The organism is Marivita sp. S0852, assembly GCF_046591575.1.
GTDB lineage: Bacteria > Pseudomonadota > Alphaproteobacteria > Rhodobacterales > Rhodobacteraceae > Marivita.
The window spans coordinates 65,467-84,319 of sequence record NZ_JBIQWA010000006.1 but is presented as its reverse complement, the minus strand read 5'-3'; the positions used below and the strand labels follow the sequence as shown (position 1 = coordinate 84,319).

At 60.7% G+C, this 18,853-nt stretch carries 21 protein-coding genes; 7 read left to right on the top strand and 14 right to left on the bottom strand.

Features of this window, described 5'->3' with window-relative positions; translation table 11 throughout:
• The first annotated feature begins 143 nt into the window (after positions 1-143).
• Both ACG74X_RS14530 and ACG74X_RS14525 read left to right on the top strand, forming a co-directional pair.
• Positions 144-1,184, top strand: a complete 1,041-nt coding sequence (locus ACG74X_RS14530) for a Rieske 2Fe-2S domain-containing protein (protein WP_411235762.1) — start codon at positions 144-146, stop codon at positions 1,182-1,184.
• A gap of 163 nt (positions 1,185-1,347) precedes the next feature.
• The gene (locus ACG74X_RS14525) at positions 1,348-2,043 is read left to right on the top strand and encodes a 5-formyltetrahydrofolate cyclo-ligase (protein ID WP_411235761.1); all 696 of its coding nucleotides are present in this window, start codon (positions 1,348-1,350) and stop codon (positions 2,041-2,043) included.
• Here the strand turns inward: ACG74X_RS14525 and ACG74X_RS14520 are convergent.
• Positions 2,040-2,195 carry a hypothetical protein gene (locus ACG74X_RS14520; protein WP_411235759.1) on the bottom strand — a complete coding sequence of 52 codons (156 nt, stop codon included), beginning with the start codon at positions 2,193-2,195 and terminating at the stop codon, positions 2,040-2,042. The two genes, ACG74X_RS14525 and ACG74X_RS14520, sit on opposite strands and share 4 nt — an antisense overlap.
• Before the next feature lie 103 nt (positions 2,196-2,298).
• Positions 2,299-3,444, bottom strand: a complete 1,146-nt coding sequence (locus ACG74X_RS14515) for a putative sulfate/molybdate transporter (protein ID WP_411235758.1) — start codon at positions 3,442-3,444, stop codon at positions 2,299-2,301.
• Positions 3,445-3,555: 111 nt separating this feature from the next.
• Here ACG74X_RS14515 and ACG74X_RS14510 point away from each other — a divergent pair, with 111 nt between their 5' ends.
• Positions 3,556-3,765, top strand: coding sequence for a TOBE domain-containing protein (locus ACG74X_RS14510; RefSeq protein WP_411235757.1), 210 nt, complete (start codon positions 3,556-3,558; stop codon positions 3,763-3,765).
• Here ACG74X_RS14510 and ACG74X_RS14505 read toward each other — a convergent pair.
• The 5 genes from ACG74X_RS14505 to tsaA are packed head-to-tail and all read right to left on the bottom strand — an operon-like array spanning position 3,720 to position 7,877.
• Entirely contained in the window at positions 3,720-4,544 is an 825-nt protein-coding gene (locus tag ACG74X_RS14505) for an ABC transporter ATP-binding protein (protein ID WP_411235932.1), read from the bottom strand. The two genes, ACG74X_RS14510 and ACG74X_RS14505, sit on opposite strands and share 46 nt — an antisense overlap.
• Complete coding sequence (locus ACG74X_RS14500) at positions 4,544-5,569, bottom strand: FecCD family ABC transporter permease (protein ID WP_411235755.1); 1,026 nt, start codon at positions 5,567-5,569, stop codon at positions 4,544-4,546. Before ACG74X_RS14500 ends, ACG74X_RS14505 begins: the two co-directional genes overlap by 1 nt.
• Positions 5,542-6,570: an iron ABC transporter substrate-binding protein gene (locus ACG74X_RS14495; protein WP_411235754.1), complete on the bottom strand. Its 1,029-nt coding sequence runs from the start codon at positions 6,568-6,570 to the stop codon at positions 5,542-5,544. Before ACG74X_RS14495 ends, ACG74X_RS14500 begins: the two co-directional genes overlap by 28 nt.
• A 1-nt stretch (position 6,571) precedes the next feature.
• Positions 6,572-7,363, bottom strand: a complete 792-nt coding sequence (locus ACG74X_RS14490) for a molybdate ABC transporter substrate-binding protein (protein WP_411235753.1) — start codon at positions 7,361-7,363, stop codon at positions 6,572-6,574.
• 22 nt (positions 7,364-7,385) lie between these two features.
• On the bottom strand, positions 7,386-7,877 hold the full coding sequence (tsaA, locus tag ACG74X_RS14485; RefSeq protein ID WP_411235751.1) for a tRNA (N6-threonylcarbamoyladenosine(37)-N6)-methyltransferase TrmO: 492 nt from the start codon (positions 7,875-7,877) through the stop codon (positions 7,386-7,388).
• A 165-nt stretch (positions 7,878-8,042) separates the two neighbouring features.
• Here tsaA and ACG74X_RS14480 point away from each other — a divergent pair, with 165 nt between their 5' ends.
• The 4 genes from ACG74X_RS14480 to ACG74X_RS14465 are packed head-to-tail and all read left to right on the top strand — an operon-like array spanning position 8,043 to position 11,303.
• On the top strand, positions 8,043-8,750 hold the full coding sequence (locus ACG74X_RS14480; RefSeq protein WP_411235750.1) for an ABC transporter permease: 708 nt from the start codon (positions 8,043-8,045) through the stop codon (positions 8,748-8,750).
• Positions 8,743-9,498, top strand: coding sequence for an ATP-binding cassette domain-containing protein (locus ACG74X_RS14475; RefSeq protein WP_411235748.1), 756 nt, complete (start codon positions 8,743-8,745; stop codon positions 9,496-9,498). Before ACG74X_RS14480 ends, ACG74X_RS14475 begins: the two co-directional genes overlap by 8 nt.
• Positions 9,499-9,528: 30 nt before the next feature.
• A complete protein-coding gene (locus ACG74X_RS14470) occupies positions 9,529-10,347 on the top strand; it encodes a substrate-binding domain-containing protein (RefSeq protein ID WP_411235746.1) in 819 nt (272 codons plus the stop codon).
• Positions 10,348-10,403: 56 nt separating this feature from the next.
• Positions 10,404-11,303 (top strand): substrate-binding domain-containing protein, encoded by a 900-nt coding sequence (locus tag ACG74X_RS14465; RefSeq protein WP_411235745.1) that lies wholly within the window; start codon positions 10,404-10,406, stop codon positions 11,301-11,303.
• 42 nt (positions 11,304-11,345) lie between these two features.
• Here the strand turns inward: ACG74X_RS14465 and ACG74X_RS14460 are convergent, their stop codons facing one another.
• The 7 genes from ACG74X_RS14460 to ACG74X_RS14430 all read right to left on the bottom strand — a co-directional run bounded on the left by ACG74X_RS14460 (position 11,346) and on the right by ACG74X_RS14430 (position 18,794).
• Positions 11,346-12,794, bottom strand: a complete 1,449-nt coding sequence (locus tag ACG74X_RS14460; protein ID WP_411235931.1) for a TRAP transporter large permease — start codon at positions 12,792-12,794, stop codon at positions 11,346-11,348.
• A 44-nt stretch (positions 12,795-12,838) separates the two neighbouring features.
• Positions 12,839-13,423 carry a TRAP transporter small permease gene (locus tag ACG74X_RS14455; protein WP_411235743.1) on the bottom strand — a complete coding sequence of 195 codons (585 nt, stop codon included), beginning with the start codon at positions 13,421-13,423 and terminating at the stop codon, positions 12,839-12,841.
• Between the two features lie 62 nt (positions 13,424-13,485).
• On the bottom strand, positions 13,486-14,532 hold the full coding sequence (locus ACG74X_RS14450; protein ID WP_411235742.1) for a TRAP transporter substrate-binding protein: 1,047 nt from the start codon (positions 14,530-14,532) through the stop codon (positions 13,486-13,488).
• A 250-nt stretch (positions 14,533-14,782) separates the two neighbouring features.
• Positions 14,783-15,010, bottom strand: a complete 228-nt coding sequence (locus ACG74X_RS14445) for a DUF6455 family protein (RefSeq protein WP_411235740.1) — start codon at positions 15,008-15,010, stop codon at positions 14,783-14,785.
• Positions 15,011-15,138: 128 nt separating this feature from the next.
• Positions 15,139-15,999, bottom strand: a complete 861-nt coding sequence (locus ACG74X_RS14440; RefSeq protein ID WP_411235738.1) for a 3-keto-5-aminohexanoate cleavage protein — start codon at positions 15,997-15,999, stop codon at positions 15,139-15,141.
• 99 nt (positions 16,000-16,098) lie between these two features.
• Positions 16,099-17,559 carry a UdgX family uracil-DNA binding protein gene (locus tag ACG74X_RS14435; protein ID WP_411235737.1) on the bottom strand — a complete coding sequence of 487 codons (1,461 nt, stop codon included), beginning with the start codon at positions 17,557-17,559 and terminating at the stop codon, positions 16,099-16,101.
• Entirely contained in the window at positions 17,559-18,794 is a 1,236-nt protein-coding gene (locus ACG74X_RS14430; RefSeq protein ID WP_411235735.1) for a putative DNA modification/repair radical SAM protein, read from the bottom strand. Before ACG74X_RS14430 ends, ACG74X_RS14435 begins: the two co-directional genes overlap by 1 nt.
• Between the last annotated feature and the right edge of the window lie 59 nt (positions 18,795-18,853).

The following is an 18,853-nucleotide window of genomic DNA, read 5'->3' as shown; positions in this document are numbered from 1 at the left end:
GCGTGACGGGAAGTGACCGAAATTGTGTGGTGGCATGATCGGGCAAGGAATGGCATTTACGCCCCCGACACATGTTTCGCCACCCGCACAGGTCGCCAGCGTCCAGCACTGGCCCCTGACCCGCACCACAAGGAGAGTACCCTATGTTTCTGAAAAACGCCTGGTATGTCGCTGCATGGGATCACGAGATCACCCGCGATCTGCAACAGATTACGGTGCTGGGGGAAAACATCTGTGTGTTCAGAACCGAAGCGGGCACGCTTGTCGGGCTGGAGGATGCCTGCCCGCATCGCAAGCTTCCGCTGTCAAAGGGACGGATCAAGGGCGATACCGTGGAATGTGGCTATCACGGCCTGACCTTCAATTGTGTGGGCCAATGCGTCTGGGCCCCCGGCGCCGGTGCGATCCCGTCAAACGCCAAGGTTCACGCCTATCCCCTGCACGAAAAATACGGGCTGGTCTGGATCTGGATGGGCAATCCGGCGCTGGCCGATCCCAACGACATTTTCGAGATCGAAAATTACGACAACCCCGACTGGGGCATCAACCGCGGTGCGGCGATGGAGTTGGACTGCAACTACCTGTTGATGTGCGACAACCTTCTGGACCCGACCCATGTGGCCTGGGTGCATCAAAGCAGCTTTGCCGCCGATGCCACCAAGGACACGCCGCTGCGGATCACCAAAACCGACGATGGCGTTATCGTGCATCGCTGGATGATGGATCACGAACCCGCTCCGTTTTATAAAAAGGTGGTGGAATTCGAGGGCAATTGCGACCGTTTGCAACATTACGAAGTCCGCTATCCCAGCCACGCGCTGATCAAGGCGGTCTTTACCCCGGCAGGCACCGGCGGCCCGGATGGCCCCTTGCATGAACAGACGTTCATTATGGACAGCTACAATTTCATGACGCCCACCAACGATCATCAGACCCGCTATTACTGGTTTCAACTGCGCAACATCCGCCCCGATGATGAGGATTTGTCCAGAATGATGACAGAAGACGTGCAACACGCCTTCGAAGAGGACCGCGCGGTGCTCAATGAAGTCCAGAAAGGCATGACCAGCAAAACATCACCCCATATCGACCTGCCGATAGATGGTGGCCAATTGCGGTTCCGGCGGCAGTTGCAGGCCATGATCAACGAGGAACAGCAGGTTGACCGGCAAATGGCCGAATAACCCGCCCTTGCGGAGCTGTCGGTTGGCCGGGCCTGCGCACATGCGGCCTCGAAATTCGGGAATCAACATTGCACGCGCGGCGCGACCGTCCTAGCCTTCCGGCATACAGGAGACCGGTTTTGCCCCATGTTTCGCAAAAACCATTTCGTTGGGATCGTGCGCGATGACGCAGGATCGCGATAACGCCGGTGGCCGGTCCTATGCCGCGCCGCCCTGTCTGGCGCACGAGATCGACCCGACCTATGGCAACCCGCTGGCGGTTGATCCCGCACAGGCGCAGGACGTGGCACGCTGGCGCAAGGCACAGCGGCAGCATCTGCTGGCCACCCGCAAGACCCTGAGCGTGGCCGACCATAAATCGGTTTCTGCACGGATCGCCCGCAATCTGGACACGGCCCTCAAAGACCGGTGCGATGGCGCAAGGGGCAAGGTTCTGTCGATGTACTGGCCCATCAAGGGAGAGCCGGATTTACGGGGTTTGATGACAAACCTGCACGCGGCGGGCGTGACCATCGCGTTGCCGCTGGTCGAAACCAAGGCCGCGCCGCTGGTGTTCCGCTTGTGGACACCCGACACACAGATGATCCGGGGCGACTGGAACATCCCTGTCCCGCCAGCGGACGCCCAAAGGCTGACACCGGACATTGCGTTGGCACCGCTGGTGGGCTGGGATTCAAACGGCTTCAGGCTTGGCTATGGCGGCGGTTATTTTGACCGCACACTAGAGGTGCTTGACCCCTCCCCGATCAAAATCGGCATCGGGTTCGCCTCGGCCAAACTGACAACGATCTATCCCCAACCGCATGACATCGCGATGGACGTGATCGTGACAGAGGCGCAATCTTTTTGCTGCGCTTAGACCACAAACACAAAGACAAGAATCAGGCTTAGCACCAGATAGACCAACGTGTTGATCATCCAGCGGATCAGCCCCGCTTCTCCTTCCGGGTCTACACCCAGTTTTTCGCACACTTTGGTTCCCGGCCACAGAAAGGCTTCGGATAGCGTCATGGTGTCAACCCTTAATAGGTATTTGCAATACGCATTACCTACCGCCTTTGAATGCGTATTGCAAATACCAAATTGAAATGCTCATCTCCGCTAAACAACCCAGCTAACTGCGCCGCTGCGGGTGCCACCGCGCAAGCACGGCTTTGCGCAGAATTTCCGCCAATGTCCCGGCCACAAGTCCCAGCATCGGGTTGAAAAACACCGTCGCCACAGCAGCGGCGGCAATCACCGGGCGGCAGGACGGTCGTGCATCGAACAACCGGCGATTGGCGGCAAGTTCAAACGCGGCGATCAGCAACAACGCCCCCAGCGTGGCCGCCGGAACCGAGGCCAGCGCCATCTGCCGGACCTGCTCTGGCACCAGCGCAAGCACCACCAACGCGCCGCCCAACATCACCGGCGCGCCCCCCGTTCTGGCCCCGAAGCGATGATGCGCGGCCACACCCCCGGCCCCGTGACACATCGGCACCGCACCCAGCGGGGCCAGAACCAGATTGGCCGCCCCCGATGTCAGGCAAAGCTTGCGCGGCGTGACATGCCGCGCCCGAGAGCCGAAACTGTCCTGCGCGACAAGCGCGGTCAGAAACACCGCATTGGTCAGCGTCATGGCAAGCTGCGGCAGCGCAAGCTCTGTCATGGCGGGGATAACATCCGCAACACCCACACCCGGCAGCGTCCAGCCCATGCTTTGACCGTCCAGCGCCAGCGGCATGTCCGACGGACCCATCAGCAGACCCAGACCAACACCGGTCGCGACAGTCGCCAGCGCCGCATGTGTGCCAAACCGAAGCGCCACGATGGCAACCAACAGCGATATCGCCCCGATGAGCATCTGACCCTGCATCAGCCCCAACGCAATCCACGCCAGCGCCAGCCCAAGCCCAAGCTGCAGACCGGACAGCACCGATTGTGGTACCAGACGCGCGATCCGGTCAATCGCGCCGCTGCCCCCCAGCAGCAAAAGCGCAACACCAATCAGAACCCCGCTCAGCATCAGCGACCCCGGTGTCACTTCGGCCACCAGCGCAACAGCGGCAATCGCCTTCATCGGTTGCACCGGGATCGGCAGCCGGTAAACCAGACCCGACACAATGTAGAACACGCCAAAGCCAAGCAGCACCTGATGCGCTGAAAGTCCGACCAACGCGATCATCCCAATGGTCAGCGGCAGCAGTGTCCCGATATCTCCGAGCGCGCCATTGGCTTCCCGAAGATCGAAGCGGAACGATTTTTCAACCTGATCATTCATGATGCTGCAACTGAATCTGTGGGTGTCGCCCCATTTCGCGGGCAACACTGTTGAACTTGTTCACTTTGGTTGTACCTACACAAGGATACATAACAGAAAGAGCGATACCACATGAAACTCAGCGCACGAAACAAGCTGGCAGGCACCGTCACGGCCATCGACACAGGTGCCGTCAATTCGACCATCCAGATCGACCTTGGCGGCGGCGCAACCGTGACCGCGATGATCACCAATGCCTCGGTCGACGATCTGGGGCTTGAGGTTGGCAAAACGGCCTACGCCATCGTCAAGGCGTCTGACGTTATCGTCGGCGCGGACTGACCCGCCAGCGTCGGCAAACACACCTTGCGTCCCGATCGGGTCGTCTCGACCACAACCGGGATGCCGTAGACCTGGCTAAGCGCGCTGTCCGTCAGCACCTCGTCCGCCGGACCGATGGCACGGCATCCCCCCTGTTTCAGTAGCAGCACCCGCGCATCCAGCGCAAAGGCCTGATCGGGGTCATGTGTGGACAACACCACGCCGCACCCCTCTGCCGCCGCAGCGCGCGCAAGCCGCGAAATCTGCGCCAGGACCAGCGCCTGATTGCCGAAATCAAGACTTGCGGTCGGTTCATCCATAACAATCAGCGCCGCCTCTTGCGCCAGGGCGCGCGCGATCAGCACCAGCTGGCGCTGCCCTCCGGACAATCGGGAATAATCGCGATGCGCCAGATGGCCGATGCCAAGCCGCTCCATTGCCTTTTGCGCAATGTCGCGATCCCGCTGCCCCGGTTGCCCGAACCGGCCAAGTCGCGCGGTGCGGCCCATCAACACCACCTCCAAAGCCTCGAACGGAAACGGCGGCGCATGGGCCTGTGGAACATAGGCAATGCGGCGCGCGATCTCGGCCCGGCTTTGCGCGGCAATGGGCACCCCGTCCAGCCTGACCTGACCCGACACCGCAGGCAACAGCCCCAGAAGCGTGCGAAACAACGTGGTCTTGCCACAGCCGTTCGGCCCCAGCAGGCACAGGATGTCACCCCGCGCCACCTCTAGCGTCAGCCCCGATCCAATCGGACGCGCGCCATAACCGATGGCCAGATCCCGCGCTTGCAGCATCACGACCACCCCCGCTGGCCGCGCGCCAAAAGCCAGACGAAAAACGGCGCGCCGATGACAGCGGTCAGAATGCCCAACGGCACTTCGACCTGCGCCATGCTGCGCGCCAGCGTGTCGACGATCAAAAGATACCCCGCCCCGATCAGCACCGAGGTGGGCAACACGCGGCCAAAGCCGGGGCCAACCAGCATCCGCGCGATATGCGGAATCACCAGCCCGACCCAGCCGACAACACCGGCCAGCGCGGTGACACTTGCCGTGATCAGCGTGGCCGCCGCTATCACCAGAAACCGCGTGCGCGTGACATCCACACCCAGGGCGCGCGCCTCTTCATCGCCCAGCGACAACACATTGATCCGCCAGCGCAGCAGCACCAGCGGCACCAACCCGATCACGACCATCGGCAAGGCGGGCTGGATATCCTCGGCTGTGATCGCGGCAAGCGAGCCCAACAACCAGAACGTGATCGCCGGAAGCTGATCATACGGATCGGCCATAACCTTGAGCAACGAGGTCGCCGCCCCCGCCAGCGCACCGATCACTACGCCGATCAGAACAAGCGTCAGCGTGCGATCCGTATTGCGCACCAGCGACGCCACCAGAGTGACAAAGCCAACAGCACACATCCCACCGACAAAAGCCGACGCCTGAATGGCCGCGACCGGCAAGGACAGGAAAATCCCCGCCACCGCACCCAGACCCGCCCCCGCCGACACGCCCAGAATGTCCGGCGATACCAGCGGGTTGCGAAACAGCGCCTGATAGGTCGCCCCGGCCGCCGCAAGCGCCGCGCCAACCACAAGCGCCGCGCCGACACGGGGCAGGCGGATGCTCCAGATCACGATGTCGGCCTGCGCGTCGCCCCGGCCCATCAGCGCCATCAGCGTCTGGGTCGGCGTCAGGCCATATGGCCCGACCATCACCGCGCCAAAGGCCAGCGCCATCAGGCCCAGCGACAACACCGCCGTCAGCGTCAGCGCAGGCTTGCGCAGCGGTGTTACAGAGGCGGTCGTCCCTCGGCCCATTCAAGCAGCCTTTCCAATGCGTCGTCGCTCAGATCGACATGATAATACAGCTTGTAAAACGCCCGCGTCTCGTCGCGCAGGTCGCCGGGCCAGTGATCGGGGTATAGCAGCCCCGCCATCCATTTCAGCCCCATCATCCGATTGAGCGAGGGCGGCCTGTCCACCCACCCGAACGGTGCCGTCGGCGACAGATACACGCGCCCTGCCCGCACCGCATCAATCCCCTGCCACAGCGGGTCGTCATAGACCTTGGCGTGGAAATTCCGGTCCCATGTGACGATGGTATCGGGGTTTGCCACGATCACCTGCTCCATCGACGCCTGCACCAGACCACGCGTCGCACCACCGTCATCGGCCACGTTCCGCCCGCCGGCGCGTTCAATGATTTCGGTGTTGATCGACCCTTTCATGCCGGTCTCCAACCCGTCCGGACCGCGGCCCAGATACACCCGTGGTCGCGTGTCCTCTGGGACGCTGTCCAGCATCGCGTCGATCCGCGCAAAGGTCGCTTCGACATCGCGGGCAAGCGCTTCGCCCCGGTCCGGCACGCCAAGCGCGGCACCCAAAAGGCGCAGCGCCTCGGCTGTGTTGTCGAACCGTCCGTCGATCAACAGATAGGGGATATCCGTCTGCTCCTGCGTCCTGTTGGCCAGATCGACATAGGTGTCGCGGATTGAACCAAAGTCGATGATCAGATCCGGCTCAATCTGCAGCACCCGTTCCAGATTGGCCTCGCCACCGCGCCCGGTGATGCGGCCTGTCTCAGGCAAGTCCCGATAGGGTTCGGCGATATAGGCCCGCTCTTCGGGGCGCAGGGCACGCGGCCACCCGGTCAGCGCGTCAGGCTTGAGGATATACACCAGAATCGCGGCCGGAGGCCCGGCGGCGAACACAGTTGTCACCTGATCGGGTATCTCGACCACACGCCCGGCGCTGTCGGTGATGGTGCGCGCCTGCGCAGGCAGCGCCAACAGCGACAGGATCAACACAAGGTATCGCATCTCAGTCGCCTTTCATGACCGCCGCCGCATCAAAACCGTAATCGGCCAGAACCGATTGACCGGCAGGTGACAGAATATACATCGCCAGCGTCCACGCGGCCTCAGGCGCATCGTCCAGCACGATCAGCCCATAATCGGCCCCAACCGAAAGCGCCTCGGGCACAGTGACGATCTGCAGCTCGGGCACCTCTTTGCGGGCCAGAACCGCGTTGGTGCAATAGGTCAGGAACACATCTGCCTGATCGCTGTCCAGCACCCAGGCATAGCTGTTGCGCCCCTCCGGGGCCTTGGCGCTGTCCGGCCCACCGGTCAGCTGCAACGCCTTGGCCTTCAGCACATCGGCATGGTCCGTCTTGTCGAAAAGTTCGAACGCATAATCGCCCGAGGGATCGGCCTTGGGTGTCGATGTGCCAAGCCGCGTGTCATCGTCCAGCATCACCTCCAGCAACGTGTCTGTCGTGATGCTCACCTCGGGACGGGCCAGGGCACACAGCTGATTGCGGGCAAATAACACAACCGGACCACCCCGCCCGGCCGCTTCAAGCGTGCGCGGATGGCGCATGTTGGCCGACGCAAAGACATGCACCGCATCCCCCGCTTCGATCCGTTCGCGCATCAACCCGGATGGTCCAAAGCGGGTTGCAACCGGGGTTCCGTAAACCTCGCTATAGGTCTCAACCACATCCGACAGCGCGGCTTTGAGGCTGCCCGCCCCATAGAGCGAGATATCTTCGGCAAAGACCGGCGGTGTAATCAGGCCAAGGGTCACGGCAAGGGTAAGGTATCGAAACATTGAGGGCATCCCATTCTTCACGTCAGTCAGTCTGGCCATCACCCGGCTTGGGTGGCGCTTTCGGGGTGAAATCACAGCGGTTCGGCTTGATATCGACAAGCGGCGTGCCATCCAGACAATCAAGCCCGCGCACAAAAAGCGTGCCGTTTTCGATACGCTCCAGTTTGACAATCGACGTGCCAATCGGATTGGGCCGCACCGGAGAGCGCAACGCAAAGGTGCCGACAATCCGGCCATCGCTTTTCGGGCTTTGCAGCACCAGATCCCGGCGGCTTTGATCCAGCCAATACAGCACCTCCACGGTCTCGTAATTGTCCAGCCCCGTCAGCGCCTCGTGCCATTCCGGGTTCAGTACGATCCGGCATTCAGGCCCATCCAAGCGCCCCTGGCGCGGACAGTCGTCGCGGTCGGTCCAGGGCGTTCGGATCGTTCCGATAAACCGCAGCACCGCGTCAGAGGCAGGCTCAAGCGCGGTGGCTTTCTCGTTTTGCCGCAAATCTGTATCACTTGCCATCGAAGTCTCCGGAAATTTTGCAAGGTTTGGCACGGTCAATATCGCGAATTCAGGCCAGATAACACCTATTTGCCAAAGATGATCAACCGGATTGGCCTTGAATCTTTGATTTTAACCTGCATACCTGTCAACGCTCTGGTATATTTTGCAGCTTAGGGGAAGATTTTGCAAAGCATTGGTGAGGCACTTGGACTTGCTGTCGCGCTGGTGTTTTCCGGCGACCCCGATCTTTTGGAAATTGTCGTGCTGTCCCTGCGCGTCAGCCTGACGGCGACCGCGATTGCCTGCCTGATCGGGTTGCCAATCGGGGCGCTGGTTGCGATTGGCAAATTTCGCGGCCGCGGCGCGGTGCTCATTGTGATGAATGCCCTGATGGGTCTGCCGCCTGTGGTGGTGGGGCTTTTGGTCTATCTGCATCTGTCGCGCTCGGGGCCTTTGGGATTTTTGGGGCTGCTCTACACGCCCACCGCGATGATCATCGCACAGACCATTCTGATTGCGCCCATTGTCGCCGCCCTGTCGCGGCAGGTTCTCGAAGATTTGCATGCCGAATATTCCGAACAGTTCCGGTCGCTTTGCCTGACCCGGCTGCAAACCATACAGGCCCTTTTGTGGGACGCGCGGTATTCGCTGCTGACCGTTGGTCTGGCCGGATTTGGCCGCGCCGTCGCCGAGGTGGGCGCGGTGATCATTGTCGGCGGCAATATCGACCATTTGACCCGCGTCATGACAACCGCCATCGCGCTTGAAACCTCAAAAGGCGATCTGGCACTGGCGCTGGCGCTTGGCATTGTGCTTTTGGTCATTGCGTTGGGCGTGAACGCAGCGGTGCAATCAGTTCGCATGACGGCCGCACGGCAAGCCTATGTCTGACATCACAGCCATTGCCCCCCGCGCCCGTGCCGCACAGATCGACCGCGCCGATATCCTGCCGCTTGCGGTGCGCGATCTTGTGCTGCGCTTTGACACCGCCACCGTACTTGACGGCGTTGCGTTCGATCTCGGGACGTCTGGATGCACCATGGTGATGGGCCAGAACGGGTCCGGCAAAAGCCTGTTGCTCAAGCTGTTGCATGGCTTGATCCAGCCAAGCTCGGGCCGCATAGACTGGGCCGGCCATGCCCCCGCCGACGTGACATCGCGGCAGGCACTGGTGTTTCAGAAACCGGTTCTGCTGCGCCGGTCGGTCGGGGCGAATATCGACTTTGTGCTGAAATCACGCCGCAAGGACATGAAACGCCGCACAGCACTTCTGGATCACGTCGGTCTGGCCCACAAGGCAGATCAGCCCGCGCGGCTTTTGTCGGGGGGTGAAGCCCAGCGTCTGGCATTGGCCCGTGCCCTGGCGACCGATCCCGAGGTTCTGTTTCTCGACGAGCCGACCGCGAGCCTTGACCCGGCTTCGGTGCTGGCCATCGAAGACATCGTAAACGACGCCCGCACCCGTGGCGTGCGCATCATCTTTGTCACCCATGATGTCGGTCAGGCCCGGCGCATGGCCGACGATGTCGTGTTTCTGCACGAGGGCCGCGTGGCCGAACATAGCCGCGCGTCCGACTTTTTCCCCGATCCGCAAAGCGACGCGGCGCGGAATTATCTGACTGGCAAAATTGTCGTCTGACCCTCCAACCCAAAACAGGAAGAGATCAAAATGCTTGGAAAAACACTTGGCGCGACAACATTGGCTGTGCTGCTGACCGGCGCGGCCTGGGCGCAGGATCAGTCCATCATCGTTCAGTCCACCACATCAACGGCAAATTCCGGGCTGTATGATTATCTTTTGCCGCTGTTCCAGGACGAGACCGGAATTCAGGTAAACGTGGTCGCAGTTGGCACCGGGCAGGCGATCAAGAACGCCGAAAACTGTGACGGCGACGTGCTTTTGGTGCATGCCAAACCCTCTGAACAGAAATTTGTCGCAGCGGGCTTTGGCACCGAACGCACCGATCTGATGTATAATGACTTTGTCATTGTCGGCCCGTCGTCGGACCCGGCCGGCGTTGGCGGCATGGAGGATGTGCAGACCGCGCTGGCAAAGATTGCCGAGGAAAACGCGCTGTTTGCCTCGCGCGGCGATGACAGCGGCACCCATAAAAAAGAGATCGCGCTTTGGGCCGATAGCGGGGTCGACCCGACCGCCGCCTCTGGTGACTGGTATCGCGAAACCGGATCGGGCATGGGCGCCACGCTGAATGCCGGGATCGGCATGGGGGCCTATGTCATGACCGACCGCGCCACCTGGATCAGCTTTGGCAACAAGCAGGATTACGACATCCAGGTTCAGGGCGATGCCGACATGTTCAACCAATACGGCGTGATCCCGGTCAGCCCCGAAAAATGCCCCAGCGTGAATGTCGAGGCAGCACAGACCTTTGCCGATTGGCTGATCTCGGACGAAGGTCAGGCCGCCATCGCCGATTACAAGGTGGCCGACCAGCAGCTCTTCTTTCCCAACGCACCGGAAAGCTGATATGTGTGTCGGGGCGGGCGCGTGTGCGTCTGCCCTGACCAACAGATCGAGGTGCCATGCAAGAGCCTGCCTTTCCCGACCACGAATACCTGACGGTCAAAGAACTGGCCGCGTTATTACGGCTCAAGGAACGGAAAATCTACGATCTTGCAGCCACCGGTGCGGTGCCCTGCTCCAAGGCGACGGGCAAGCTGTTGTTTCCCGCGGACGAGATTCGGAACTGGATCGAACAGGCGAAATCCGGCGGCCCGCCGGATGCGGGCGCAAAACCCGTGGCGCGCCCGCCGATTGTCTTGGGCAGTCACGATCCCTTGCTGGATTGGGCCATCCGGCAATCGCGCTGCGGATTGGCAAGCTATTATGACGGATCGCTGGACGGGCTGGAACGGTTCGCGCGGAGCGAAGGCATGGCCGCAGGGCTGCATATCCATGATGCGAAATCAGATCTCTGGAACGTGCCCGCCGTGTCCGATCAGGCCGCCAATCAAAACGCCGTTCTGATTTCATTCGCCACCCGCCGTCGCGGACTGGTGTACCGCGCCGGAACAGATGGCCCGACCGACCTGGCCGATCTGGCCGGGCGGCGCATCGTTCCGCGCCAGCCGGAATCCGGCACCGACACCCTGTTTCGCGAACTTGCCGCCAAAGACGGTCTGGATCTGCAAAGCCTCGATTTTGCCGATGTCGCCCGCACCGAGGACGAGGCCGTTGAAACCGTGCGCCGTGGCGACGCAGATGCAGCCTTTGGGCTTGAGGCCGAGGCGCTTGGCTATGGGCTTGAGTTTTTGCCGATCATCGAAGAACAGTTCGCCCTGCTGGTCGACCGCAAGGCATGGTTTGACCCGCCGTTCCAAACGCTGCTGACCTTCTGCACAAGTGCCGTGTTCACCGCGCGGGCGCAGGCCTATGGCGGCTATGACACAACCGAATTCGGCACCGTGATCTGGAACGCCTGACCGGCGCGCATCGCCGGCACCACCCGTCCCCTGCCGGGTCGTCTATAGCGGCAGCAAGGCAAGTGTGATGAACGGAAAGGCAACAAGGATCATGACGCGGATCAGGTCTGATCCAACGAAATACATCACCGCCTTATAGGTTTCGACCATCGGCGTTTTCCGGTCCATGGCGTTGATGACAAACAGGTTCATCCCAACCGGCGGCGTGATCAGGCCCACTTCGACCACGATCAGAACCAGAATACCGAACCAGATCGCGGTATATTCGACATTCACCCGGTTCAACGCCCCGGACGTAACACCGCGCAGGCCAAGCTCGCGGGTCATTTCGCGGCTAAGCTCTTGGCCACTGGCCAGCAATCCACGCGCCTCGGCCAGAAGAGACGCAGATATATCAGCACCGCTTGCCGCCAGCTCTTCAAGCTTGGCGGATTGCAACTCGATCATCGTCACCAGCCCGAAATCCAGTTCCTGAATGATCGGCCAGAAGATCGGGATTGTCAGAAGGATCATCGACAGGCTGTCCATCAGGCAGCCCAAAAGCAGATAGAACACCAGGATCACGATCAGGATCAGCCACGGGCTCAGCCCGCTGTCTCCGACCCAGGCGGCCCCTTGCTGGGGCAATTGGGTCAGCGCCAGAAACCCGTTGTAAAACGCCGCGCCCAGCACGATGAAAAAGATCATCGCCGACGCGCGCGCGGTGACATAAAAGCTCTCTGACAAGGTCTTGCGCGTCAGCCCGCCCGACAGCCAGGCAATCAGCCCTGTGCCAAACGCCCCGACCGCGGCCCCTTCGGTGGGTGTGAACCACCCCAGATAAATGCCGCCGACAACCAGAAAGAACACCGTCAGCACCGGCCAGACATCAACCAGCGCACGAAACCGTTCGCCATAGGGCACACGCGGCCGGGTGCCGGCACTGCCGGGATTGATCCGCACATAGATCGAAATCGCGATCATATAGCCAAGCGCGGCCAGAATACCGGGAATGAACGCCGCCAGAAACAGTTTGGCGATGTTCTGTTCGGTCAGGATGGCATAGATCACCAGAACCACAGAGGGCGGGATCAGAATGCCCAGCGTGCCCCCCGCCGCCAGCGTCGCGGTGGAAAATCCCCCCGCATATCCATAGGCCTTGAGCTCTGGCAAGGCGACCCGGCTCATGGTGGCAGCCGTGGCCAAAGACGATCCGCAAATCGCGCCAAACCCGGCACAGGCCCCGACCGACGCCATGGCAACACCGCCCTTGCGATGGCCAAGCCAACCCTCGGCGGCCTTGAACAACGCCTGGCTCATACCGCCCAGCGTTGCGAAATGCCCCATCAGCAGGAACATCGGCACAATCGACAGGGAATAATTGGAAAAGGTGCCAAAGGTTTCCGATTTCAGACGGGCAAACGGAATGGTGGTGTCGCCGGTGACAATCACCAGCCCCGCCAGACCGGCCAGAAACATCGCCAGACCAATCGGAACCCGCAGGAAAATCATGAGAAGCAACGCAGGGAACGACAAGATCCCGATCGCGATATCACTCAATGGTCCGCCTCCATTTCAGCGGGCAATATCCGTTCGCCGGTCACGCTTTCCGCGACCCGCATCACCGCGACATAAATCGAAACCGCCGCCGCCACAACCGCCGCAACAAGGCTGACCGCGTAGGCCCACCACACCGGATATTCCAGAAGAAACGTCGTTTGGGCGGAACTGCGTTTGCTTTCCATCCCCAGAAACAATTGCCACGCAATCAAAACCAGCGTGGCGGCAAAAACCACCTCGATCACCGCGCGCAGCACGCGGTTGGCCCGCAGCGGCAATCTGGAAGTGAAAATATCAACCGACGCATGCGCCCCGTTCAATTGGCACAGCGGCAGAAAGGCAAAAATGGCAAAGGCCATGCCGGATTCGACCAGCTCGAAATCGCCATTGATCGGGCCAATCCCCCAATTCAGCAACATCTCGGCAAACCCAGGCATGGTGGATTGCATAAAATCCCCATGCAGCATCGTGTTCAGCAATCGTCCGGCGATGGACAGGCAGGTCAGAACAATAAGCGATGCCAGAACAAAACCGCCCAAACGTGCAAAGACCCGCGCCAACCTGTCGAAAAAGCTGTGCATGATGCTCCTCGTGGCGTTAGAAACAGCACCGCCAGACCGAAACCCGGCGGTGCCATGTCACCTTAAAAATCAGACGTTGCGCCGTTGCACTCGCCGCTCATCAGGGCGCGGGCCTGGTCGATCCGGGCCTGACCGTCGATGCCCTTTTCGGTCAGATCGGCGATCCATTCCTCGTAAATGGGCTGCACCGCATCCAGCCAGGGCTGCGTGTCTGTGACAGTGATGATCTCGTTGCCATTGTCCTGGGCAAACTGGCGCGCTGGCCCGTCTGCATCGGCTTGGGTGCCGCCGCCAAAGACCGAAAAGCTCATTCCGGAATTGTCGTCAATCACCGCTTTCAGATCATCCGGCAGGCTGTCGTATTTGTCTTTGTTCATCGCAAAGATAAAGGTCAGCGTATAAAGTCCCGCGCCTTCGAATTCGGTGTGAAACTCAACCAGTTCCGGCACCTTGAGCGATGTCGTGACCTCCCACGGGATGGTCGCGCCGTCGATCACACCTTTGGACAGGCTTTCGGGAATAGACGGCACCGGCATCCCCACAGGCGTCGCGCCAACGCGGTCCAGCAATTTGTTCACCAAACGCGATCCGCCGCGGATCTTGACCCCTTCAAGGTCGGACGGGGTGGCAACCGGATCAGCGGTGTGGAACATGCCAGGTCCATGAACCCAGGTGCCCAGGATTTTGACATCCTTCAATTCCCCATCAAGCATATGTTCCTGCGCCATCGTCCAATAGGCACAAGACGCCGCGCGGGCATCTTCGACCATGAACGGCAATTCAAACACTTCGGTGGTGGGGAACCGGCCCGGCGTATAGCCTGACACCGTCCAGATGATATCCGCCACGCCATCAACCACCTGATCATACAATTCAGGCGGCTTGCCCCCCAGCTGCATGGATGGAAAGCGATCAATCTTGATGCGCCCGTCCGACTCTGCCTCGATCCTGTCGGCCCAGACATCCAGAATGAGCGTCGGCACATTGGCCTGCGCCGGAAGGAACTGGTGCATTTTCAAGGTCACCTCCTGCGCCAGCGCCCCGGTCGCCACAACCGCTGCAATCGCCGTTCCGGCAAGCAAAGTCAGGGTTTTGTTGTATATGGTCATCTCATGTCTCCCTTGGACCACCGTCGAGACGGCATCGGTGCGCCTCGTTCAGCTGTCCCTTCGATACGCGTTCACACGGGCCACGTCGATCACGAAAATCTGCCAAGTGGCGTGGCACAAGGACAAAACCGCCTTGCGTCAGCACATGACACCCCGTCGCGGAGGATAGGTTTGCCGGAATTGGGGATTTGGGAAAATGCGTCAAAGCCCCGCAAAGGGCCATTCACACCGTAACACAGGGCGCGGGCGGTCAGCCCCAGGCGTTGCGGCAATAGGACGGGGCCTGATCCAGCGTGTCATTCTCGGACTGCAGCGTTTTGCAATCCTCGTGATGCCCACATGAATTGCACAAAAGCACAGCCGACCGATAGGCTACCGCCTGTCGTTCGGGATCATAGGACACGCTATCGGGGATTTCCTTGCCCAACCGGTCAGCCATGCCCTGGGTCAAAACGCAGCTTTCTTGAAACTTGGTCATGAACATGCGGTCATCCTCTTGGGGCTGGAATACGATCCACATAGCCTAGCCGGAAATCGCGAAACGCATATGATCCATGTCAAGAACGCGAGATTTCCCTGCGTCTGGCTGTGCCCCCACCCGCCGCGTTAGGCCGCCTGCCCCTTGCCCGTGCCATGCGGCTGCCCCAGCCCAAGGATCTGCCGCGCCTCTGACCAGCGTGCCACGGGGCGATCATGTTTCTCGCAAAGTTCCACCGCCCGGCGCACAAGGGCCGCGTTGGACGGGGCCAGTGTATCGCGGTCAAGGCGCACATTGTCCTCAAGCCCGGTGCGGGCATGACCACCCGCCGCGATGGCCCAGTCGTTCAGACTGTGCTGATGCGCACCGATCCCCGCCGCACACCACGGCGCGTCCTCTCCGAACAGGCGTTTGACGGTGTGAATGTAGTAATCGAACACATCGCGATCCACCGGCATCGCATTCTTGACCCCCATCACAAACTGCACATAGGGCGTGCCTGCCAGCTGGCCTGCATCGGCCATTTCTTTGGCCTTGAATATATGGCTCAGGTCAAAGGCCTCGATCTCGGGTTTGACATCATGGGCCAGCATTTCCGACGCCAGCCAATCCACAAGATCGGGCGGGTTTTCATAGACGCGGGTTGGGAAATTGTTCGACCCTACCGACAACGACGCCATGTCCGGTCGCAGCGGCAGCATCCCGCCGCGTTCCTTGCCAGCCCCCGAGCGCCCGCCGGTTGAAAACTGCACAATCATACCGGGGCAGTGCTTTTCGACCCCCTCTTTCAACGCGGCGAATTTATCCGGGTCCGATGACGGGGTTTCATCCGCATTGCGCACATGCGCATGGACAATGGCCGCCCCGGCCTCAAAGGCTTCATGGGTGCTTTCGATCTGTTCAGACACAGAGATCGGAACGGCGGGATTGTTGGCCTTTGTGGGCACACTGCCCGTGATGGCGACGCAGATGATGCAAGGGCTGGTCATGATGTCTTTCCATGTTCGATATGCGCAAAGGATGCGCCTCGCCGTATTGAACGGCGGGTTGGGGCGGTTTGACAACCGTTTTCGGCATTTCTGCCGGGGCTACAACACCCAAATGCCACCTTGGTCTTCCCGCGCCTTGCGCGACACCGCCTGCGCCTGTGCCAGATCGCGGACAAGCATCTGGTGCAGGTCCGCCTTGCGCGCCGCGTCAGGTGTCCGCAGCACATGCGCCGGGTGAACCGTTATCAGCACCGATCCCCCATGCAGCCCCGTCTCCAACCTGCCGCGCCGCGCGGTGATATCCGCTTTGTCACCAGTCAACGCCAAGGCCGCAGACGCCCCCAGCGCCACAATGACCTTGGGCTCTATCTGCGCAATCTCGGCGTTTAGCCAAAAGCGGCAATGCTGGATTTCAGAGACATTCGGAGTTTGATGCAACCGCCGCTTGCCGCGCACTTTATGTTTGAAATGCTTGACCGCATTGGTCAGATACACGCCACCGGGATCAACCCCCGCCTCTGTCATCGCGTTGCGCAACAAGGTTCCGGCAGGGCCGACAAAGGGCGCATTCTGCAAATCCTCACGATCCCCCGGTTGTTCCCCCACAATCATAAGATCCGCATCCCGAGGCCCCTGCCCTGCCACCGCCTGGGTCGCGCTGGCATGGAGCGGACAGCGGGTGCAACCTGCAAGCGCCTGCGCAAACGCATCCTCGGGCCCGGTCCACGCGGTGCCCCAATGGGCCGCCGCCTGAACCGCCCTGGCACGGGGGGCCGGCAGGGTTGGCGCGGCCTCTGCCATAGCCTTTGCCCGCGCCGGGGCCTCTGCGATCAGTTTGGGGATCATCGCCGCCTCTGGCATGTTCTTCCAGTATTTCCTGGGCATCTCGGATGTCATTGCACGCACTTTGAGCCGCGCTGGATTGAAGATGTTACAAAAATAGGTTTTCCACAGCTCTTCATGCGCATCCTCGCCCAGATCCGGTTTGGGTAGGTCGGTAACAAACCGCAGCGTTCCGTCCTCGAAGATCGCAGAGATGTCGGGCGTCACGATCCGCCAATCCATATCGGCAAACCGTTTGGCAAAGAAATCCGCAGTGGGCTCCACGGTGAAATGTGTCGGCTCGAACCAGGCGGCGAAACTGCGCCGGGGTGCGTCGGGCTGGCCGATCTCGCGAAAGCGGACAAAGGCCTTCATCTTGTGCTGACAGCGATGCACGTTCTTTTCCATCCCGCGCAGCTTCTGGATTAATGGATCGGCCCGATCCGACATCAACCCGCGCTCCTGCTGAAGCCGATGCAGCGCCAGATACAACAGATCAAACCGCGCGGGAGCGCTATGCCAGACCACTGATCGCGCCAAGGCCACAAAGGATTTGGGCACCCGAAGCTCCGCCAAAGATGCGGCGGGCGGCGCAGCGGCGCTATCAAACAGGCCGCCTGCACTGTCCGGGTCCGTAAAGGTCACGTCCTCGGGCCGGACCCCAGCGGCAAGACAGCCGCGCGCGGCATCGCGCCATGCGGTGTCGGTTCCGATCCGGGGCAAAACAATCCGTTGCATCACAGCAGGCAAAGCTGTTCCGGCGGCGGCGCGAATGTGCGGCGCAGATCGTCGCTGTCAGTCAGGCCACGCGGCGTCCAGCCTATCGCGGTGATAAACGCCCGCGCCTTTTTCAACGACGCACCCAGACGCATCAGATCCTCGTATCTGAGCCTGCGATGCCGTCGTGTGGACAGGATGCGATTGACGGTTTTCACCCCAAATCCCGGCACCCGCAGTAACATCTCGCGCGGGGCGGTGTTCACATCCAGTGGGAACACCCCGCGATGGGCCAGCGCCCAAGCCAGCTTTGGGTCGATCTCAAGATCAAGGTTGCCGTCACGGGCGGTGTCGGTGATTTCGTGCAGCTGAAAGTCATAAAAGCGCAGCAGCCAATCGGCCTGATACAAGCGATGTTCGCGCTGCAATGGCGGTGCGATCAGGGGCAATTTATGTGACGCGTCCGGGATCGGAGAAAACGCCGAATAATAGACCCGTTTCAGCCCGTAAGAGCCATATAGGCGCGTGGACTGACCCAGGATGGTGGCGTCATTCGCCCCATCCGCGCCGATGATCATCTGTGTCGATTGCCCTGCTGGCGCAAACCGTTTGGCAGCGCGTCCTGTGTGGGTTTGCTCTTTCGCGGCCATGCGCCGCAATCTGACATCGGCCATCGCCTGTCTGATCTGTGACGGCGATTTCTCGGGCGCGTATTCCTGCACGGCGGCATCTGTCGGCAGCTCGACATTAATCGAAATCCGGTCTGCCAGACGTCCGGCCTCCTCGATCAAATCAGGGGCCGCGTCGGGGATTGTTTTGAGATGGATATAGCCGCGAAAGTTCTCCTTCTCCCGCAGCTTGCGCGCAATCCGCACCATGTCCTCCATCGTCTTGTCCGGAGACCGGATGATGCCCGACGATAAAAACAGCCCTTCGATGTAATTGCGGCGATAGAAATCAATTGTCAGCCGGACAACCTCATCAACACTAAAGCGCGCCCGTTCCACATTCGACGACACGCGGTTGATGCAATAGGCACAATCGTAGATGCAGAAATTCGTCATCAGGATTTTGAGCAACGAAATGCAGCGCCCATCCGGGGCGTAGGCATGACAAATCCCCGACCCGGTGTTCGAGCCGACACCTTTGCCATCGCGCGAATCCCGGCGTGTTGATCCGCTGGAGGCACAGCTGGCATCGTATTTGGCCGCATCGCTGAGGATCGCAAGTTTCTGATCAAGGGTTTTTTGCACCATGTGTTCCTGATACGTTCTAATTGATGATGGCGCAAGGCAGAGGGACCTGCCCCGCACAG

Coding starts and splice junctions, on each gene's coding strand:
- ACG74X_RS14505 (WP_411235932.1), bottom strand. CDS start 4,544: ATGCTGCAAGCGCGGGATCTGGCCATCGGTTATGGCGCGCGTCCGATT.
- ACG74X_RS14430 (WP_411235735.1), bottom strand. CDS start 18,794: ATGGTGCAAAAAACCCTTGATCAGAAACTTGCGATCCTCAGCGATGCG.
- ACG74X_RS14500 (WP_411235755.1), bottom strand. CDS start 5,569: ATGGGCCGAGGGACGACCGCCTCTGTAACACCGCTGCGCAAGCCTGCG.
- ACG74X_RS14510 (WP_411235757.1), top strand. CDS start 3,556: ATGAAACTCAGCGCACGAAACAAGCTGGCAGGCACCGTCACGGCCATC.
- ACG74X_RS14475 (WP_411235748.1), top strand. CDS start 8,743: ATGTCTGACATCACAGCCATTGCCCCCCGCGCCCGTGCCGCACAGATC.
- ACG74X_RS14495 (WP_411235754.1), bottom strand. CDS start 6,570: ATGCGATACCTTGTGTTGATCCTGTCGCTGTTGGCGCTGCCTGCGCAG.
- ACG74X_RS14530 (WP_411235762.1), top strand. CDS start 144: ATGTTTCTGAAAAACGCCTGGTATGTCGCTGCATGGGATCACGAGATC.
- ACG74X_RS14440 (WP_411235738.1), bottom strand. CDS start 15,999: ATGACCAGCCCTTGCATCATCTGCGTCGCCATCACGGGCAGTGTGCCC.
- ACG74X_RS14455 (WP_411235743.1), bottom strand. CDS start 13,423: ATGCACAGCTTTTTCGACAGGTTGGCGCGGGTCTTTGCACGTTTGGGC.
- ACG74X_RS14450 (WP_411235742.1), bottom strand. CDS start 14,532: ATGACCATATACAACAAAACCCTGACTTTGCTTGCCGGAACGGCGATT.
- ACG74X_RS14520 (WP_411235759.1), bottom strand. CDS start 2,195: ATGACGCTATCCGAAGCCTTTCTGTGGCCGGGAACCAAAGTGTGCGAA.
- ACG74X_RS14490 (WP_411235753.1), bottom strand. CDS start 7,363: ATGTTTCGATACCTTACCCTTGCCGTGACCCTTGGCCTGATTACACCG.
- ACG74X_RS14460 (WP_411235931.1), bottom strand. CDS start 12,794: ATGATTTTCCTGCGGGTTCCGATTGGTCTGGCGATGTTTCTGGCCGGT.
- ACG74X_RS14445 (WP_411235740.1), bottom strand. CDS start 15,010: ATGACCAAGTTTCAAGAAAGCTGCGTTTTGACCCAGGGCATGGCTGAC.
- ACG74X_RS14465 (WP_411235745.1), top strand. CDS start 10,404: ATGCAAGAGCCTGCCTTTCCCGACCACGAATACCTGACGGTCAAAGAA.
- ACG74X_RS14525 (WP_411235761.1), top strand. CDS start 1,348: ATGACGCAGGATCGCGATAACGCCGGTGGCCGGTCCTATGCCGCGCCG.
- ACG74X_RS14435 (WP_411235737.1), bottom strand. CDS start 17,559: ATGCAACGGATTGTTTTGCCCCGGATCGGAACCGACACCGCATGGCGC.
- ACG74X_RS14515 (WP_411235758.1), bottom strand. CDS start 3,444: ATGAATGATCAGGTTGAAAAATCGTTCCGCTTCGATCTTCGGGAAGCC.
- ACG74X_RS14470 (WP_411235746.1), top strand. CDS start 9,529: ATGCTTGGAAAAACACTTGGCGCGACAACATTGGCTGTGCTGCTGACC.
- tsaA (WP_411235751.1), bottom strand. CDS start 7,877: ATGGCAAGTGATACAGATTTGCGGCAAAACGAGAAAGCCACCGCGCTT.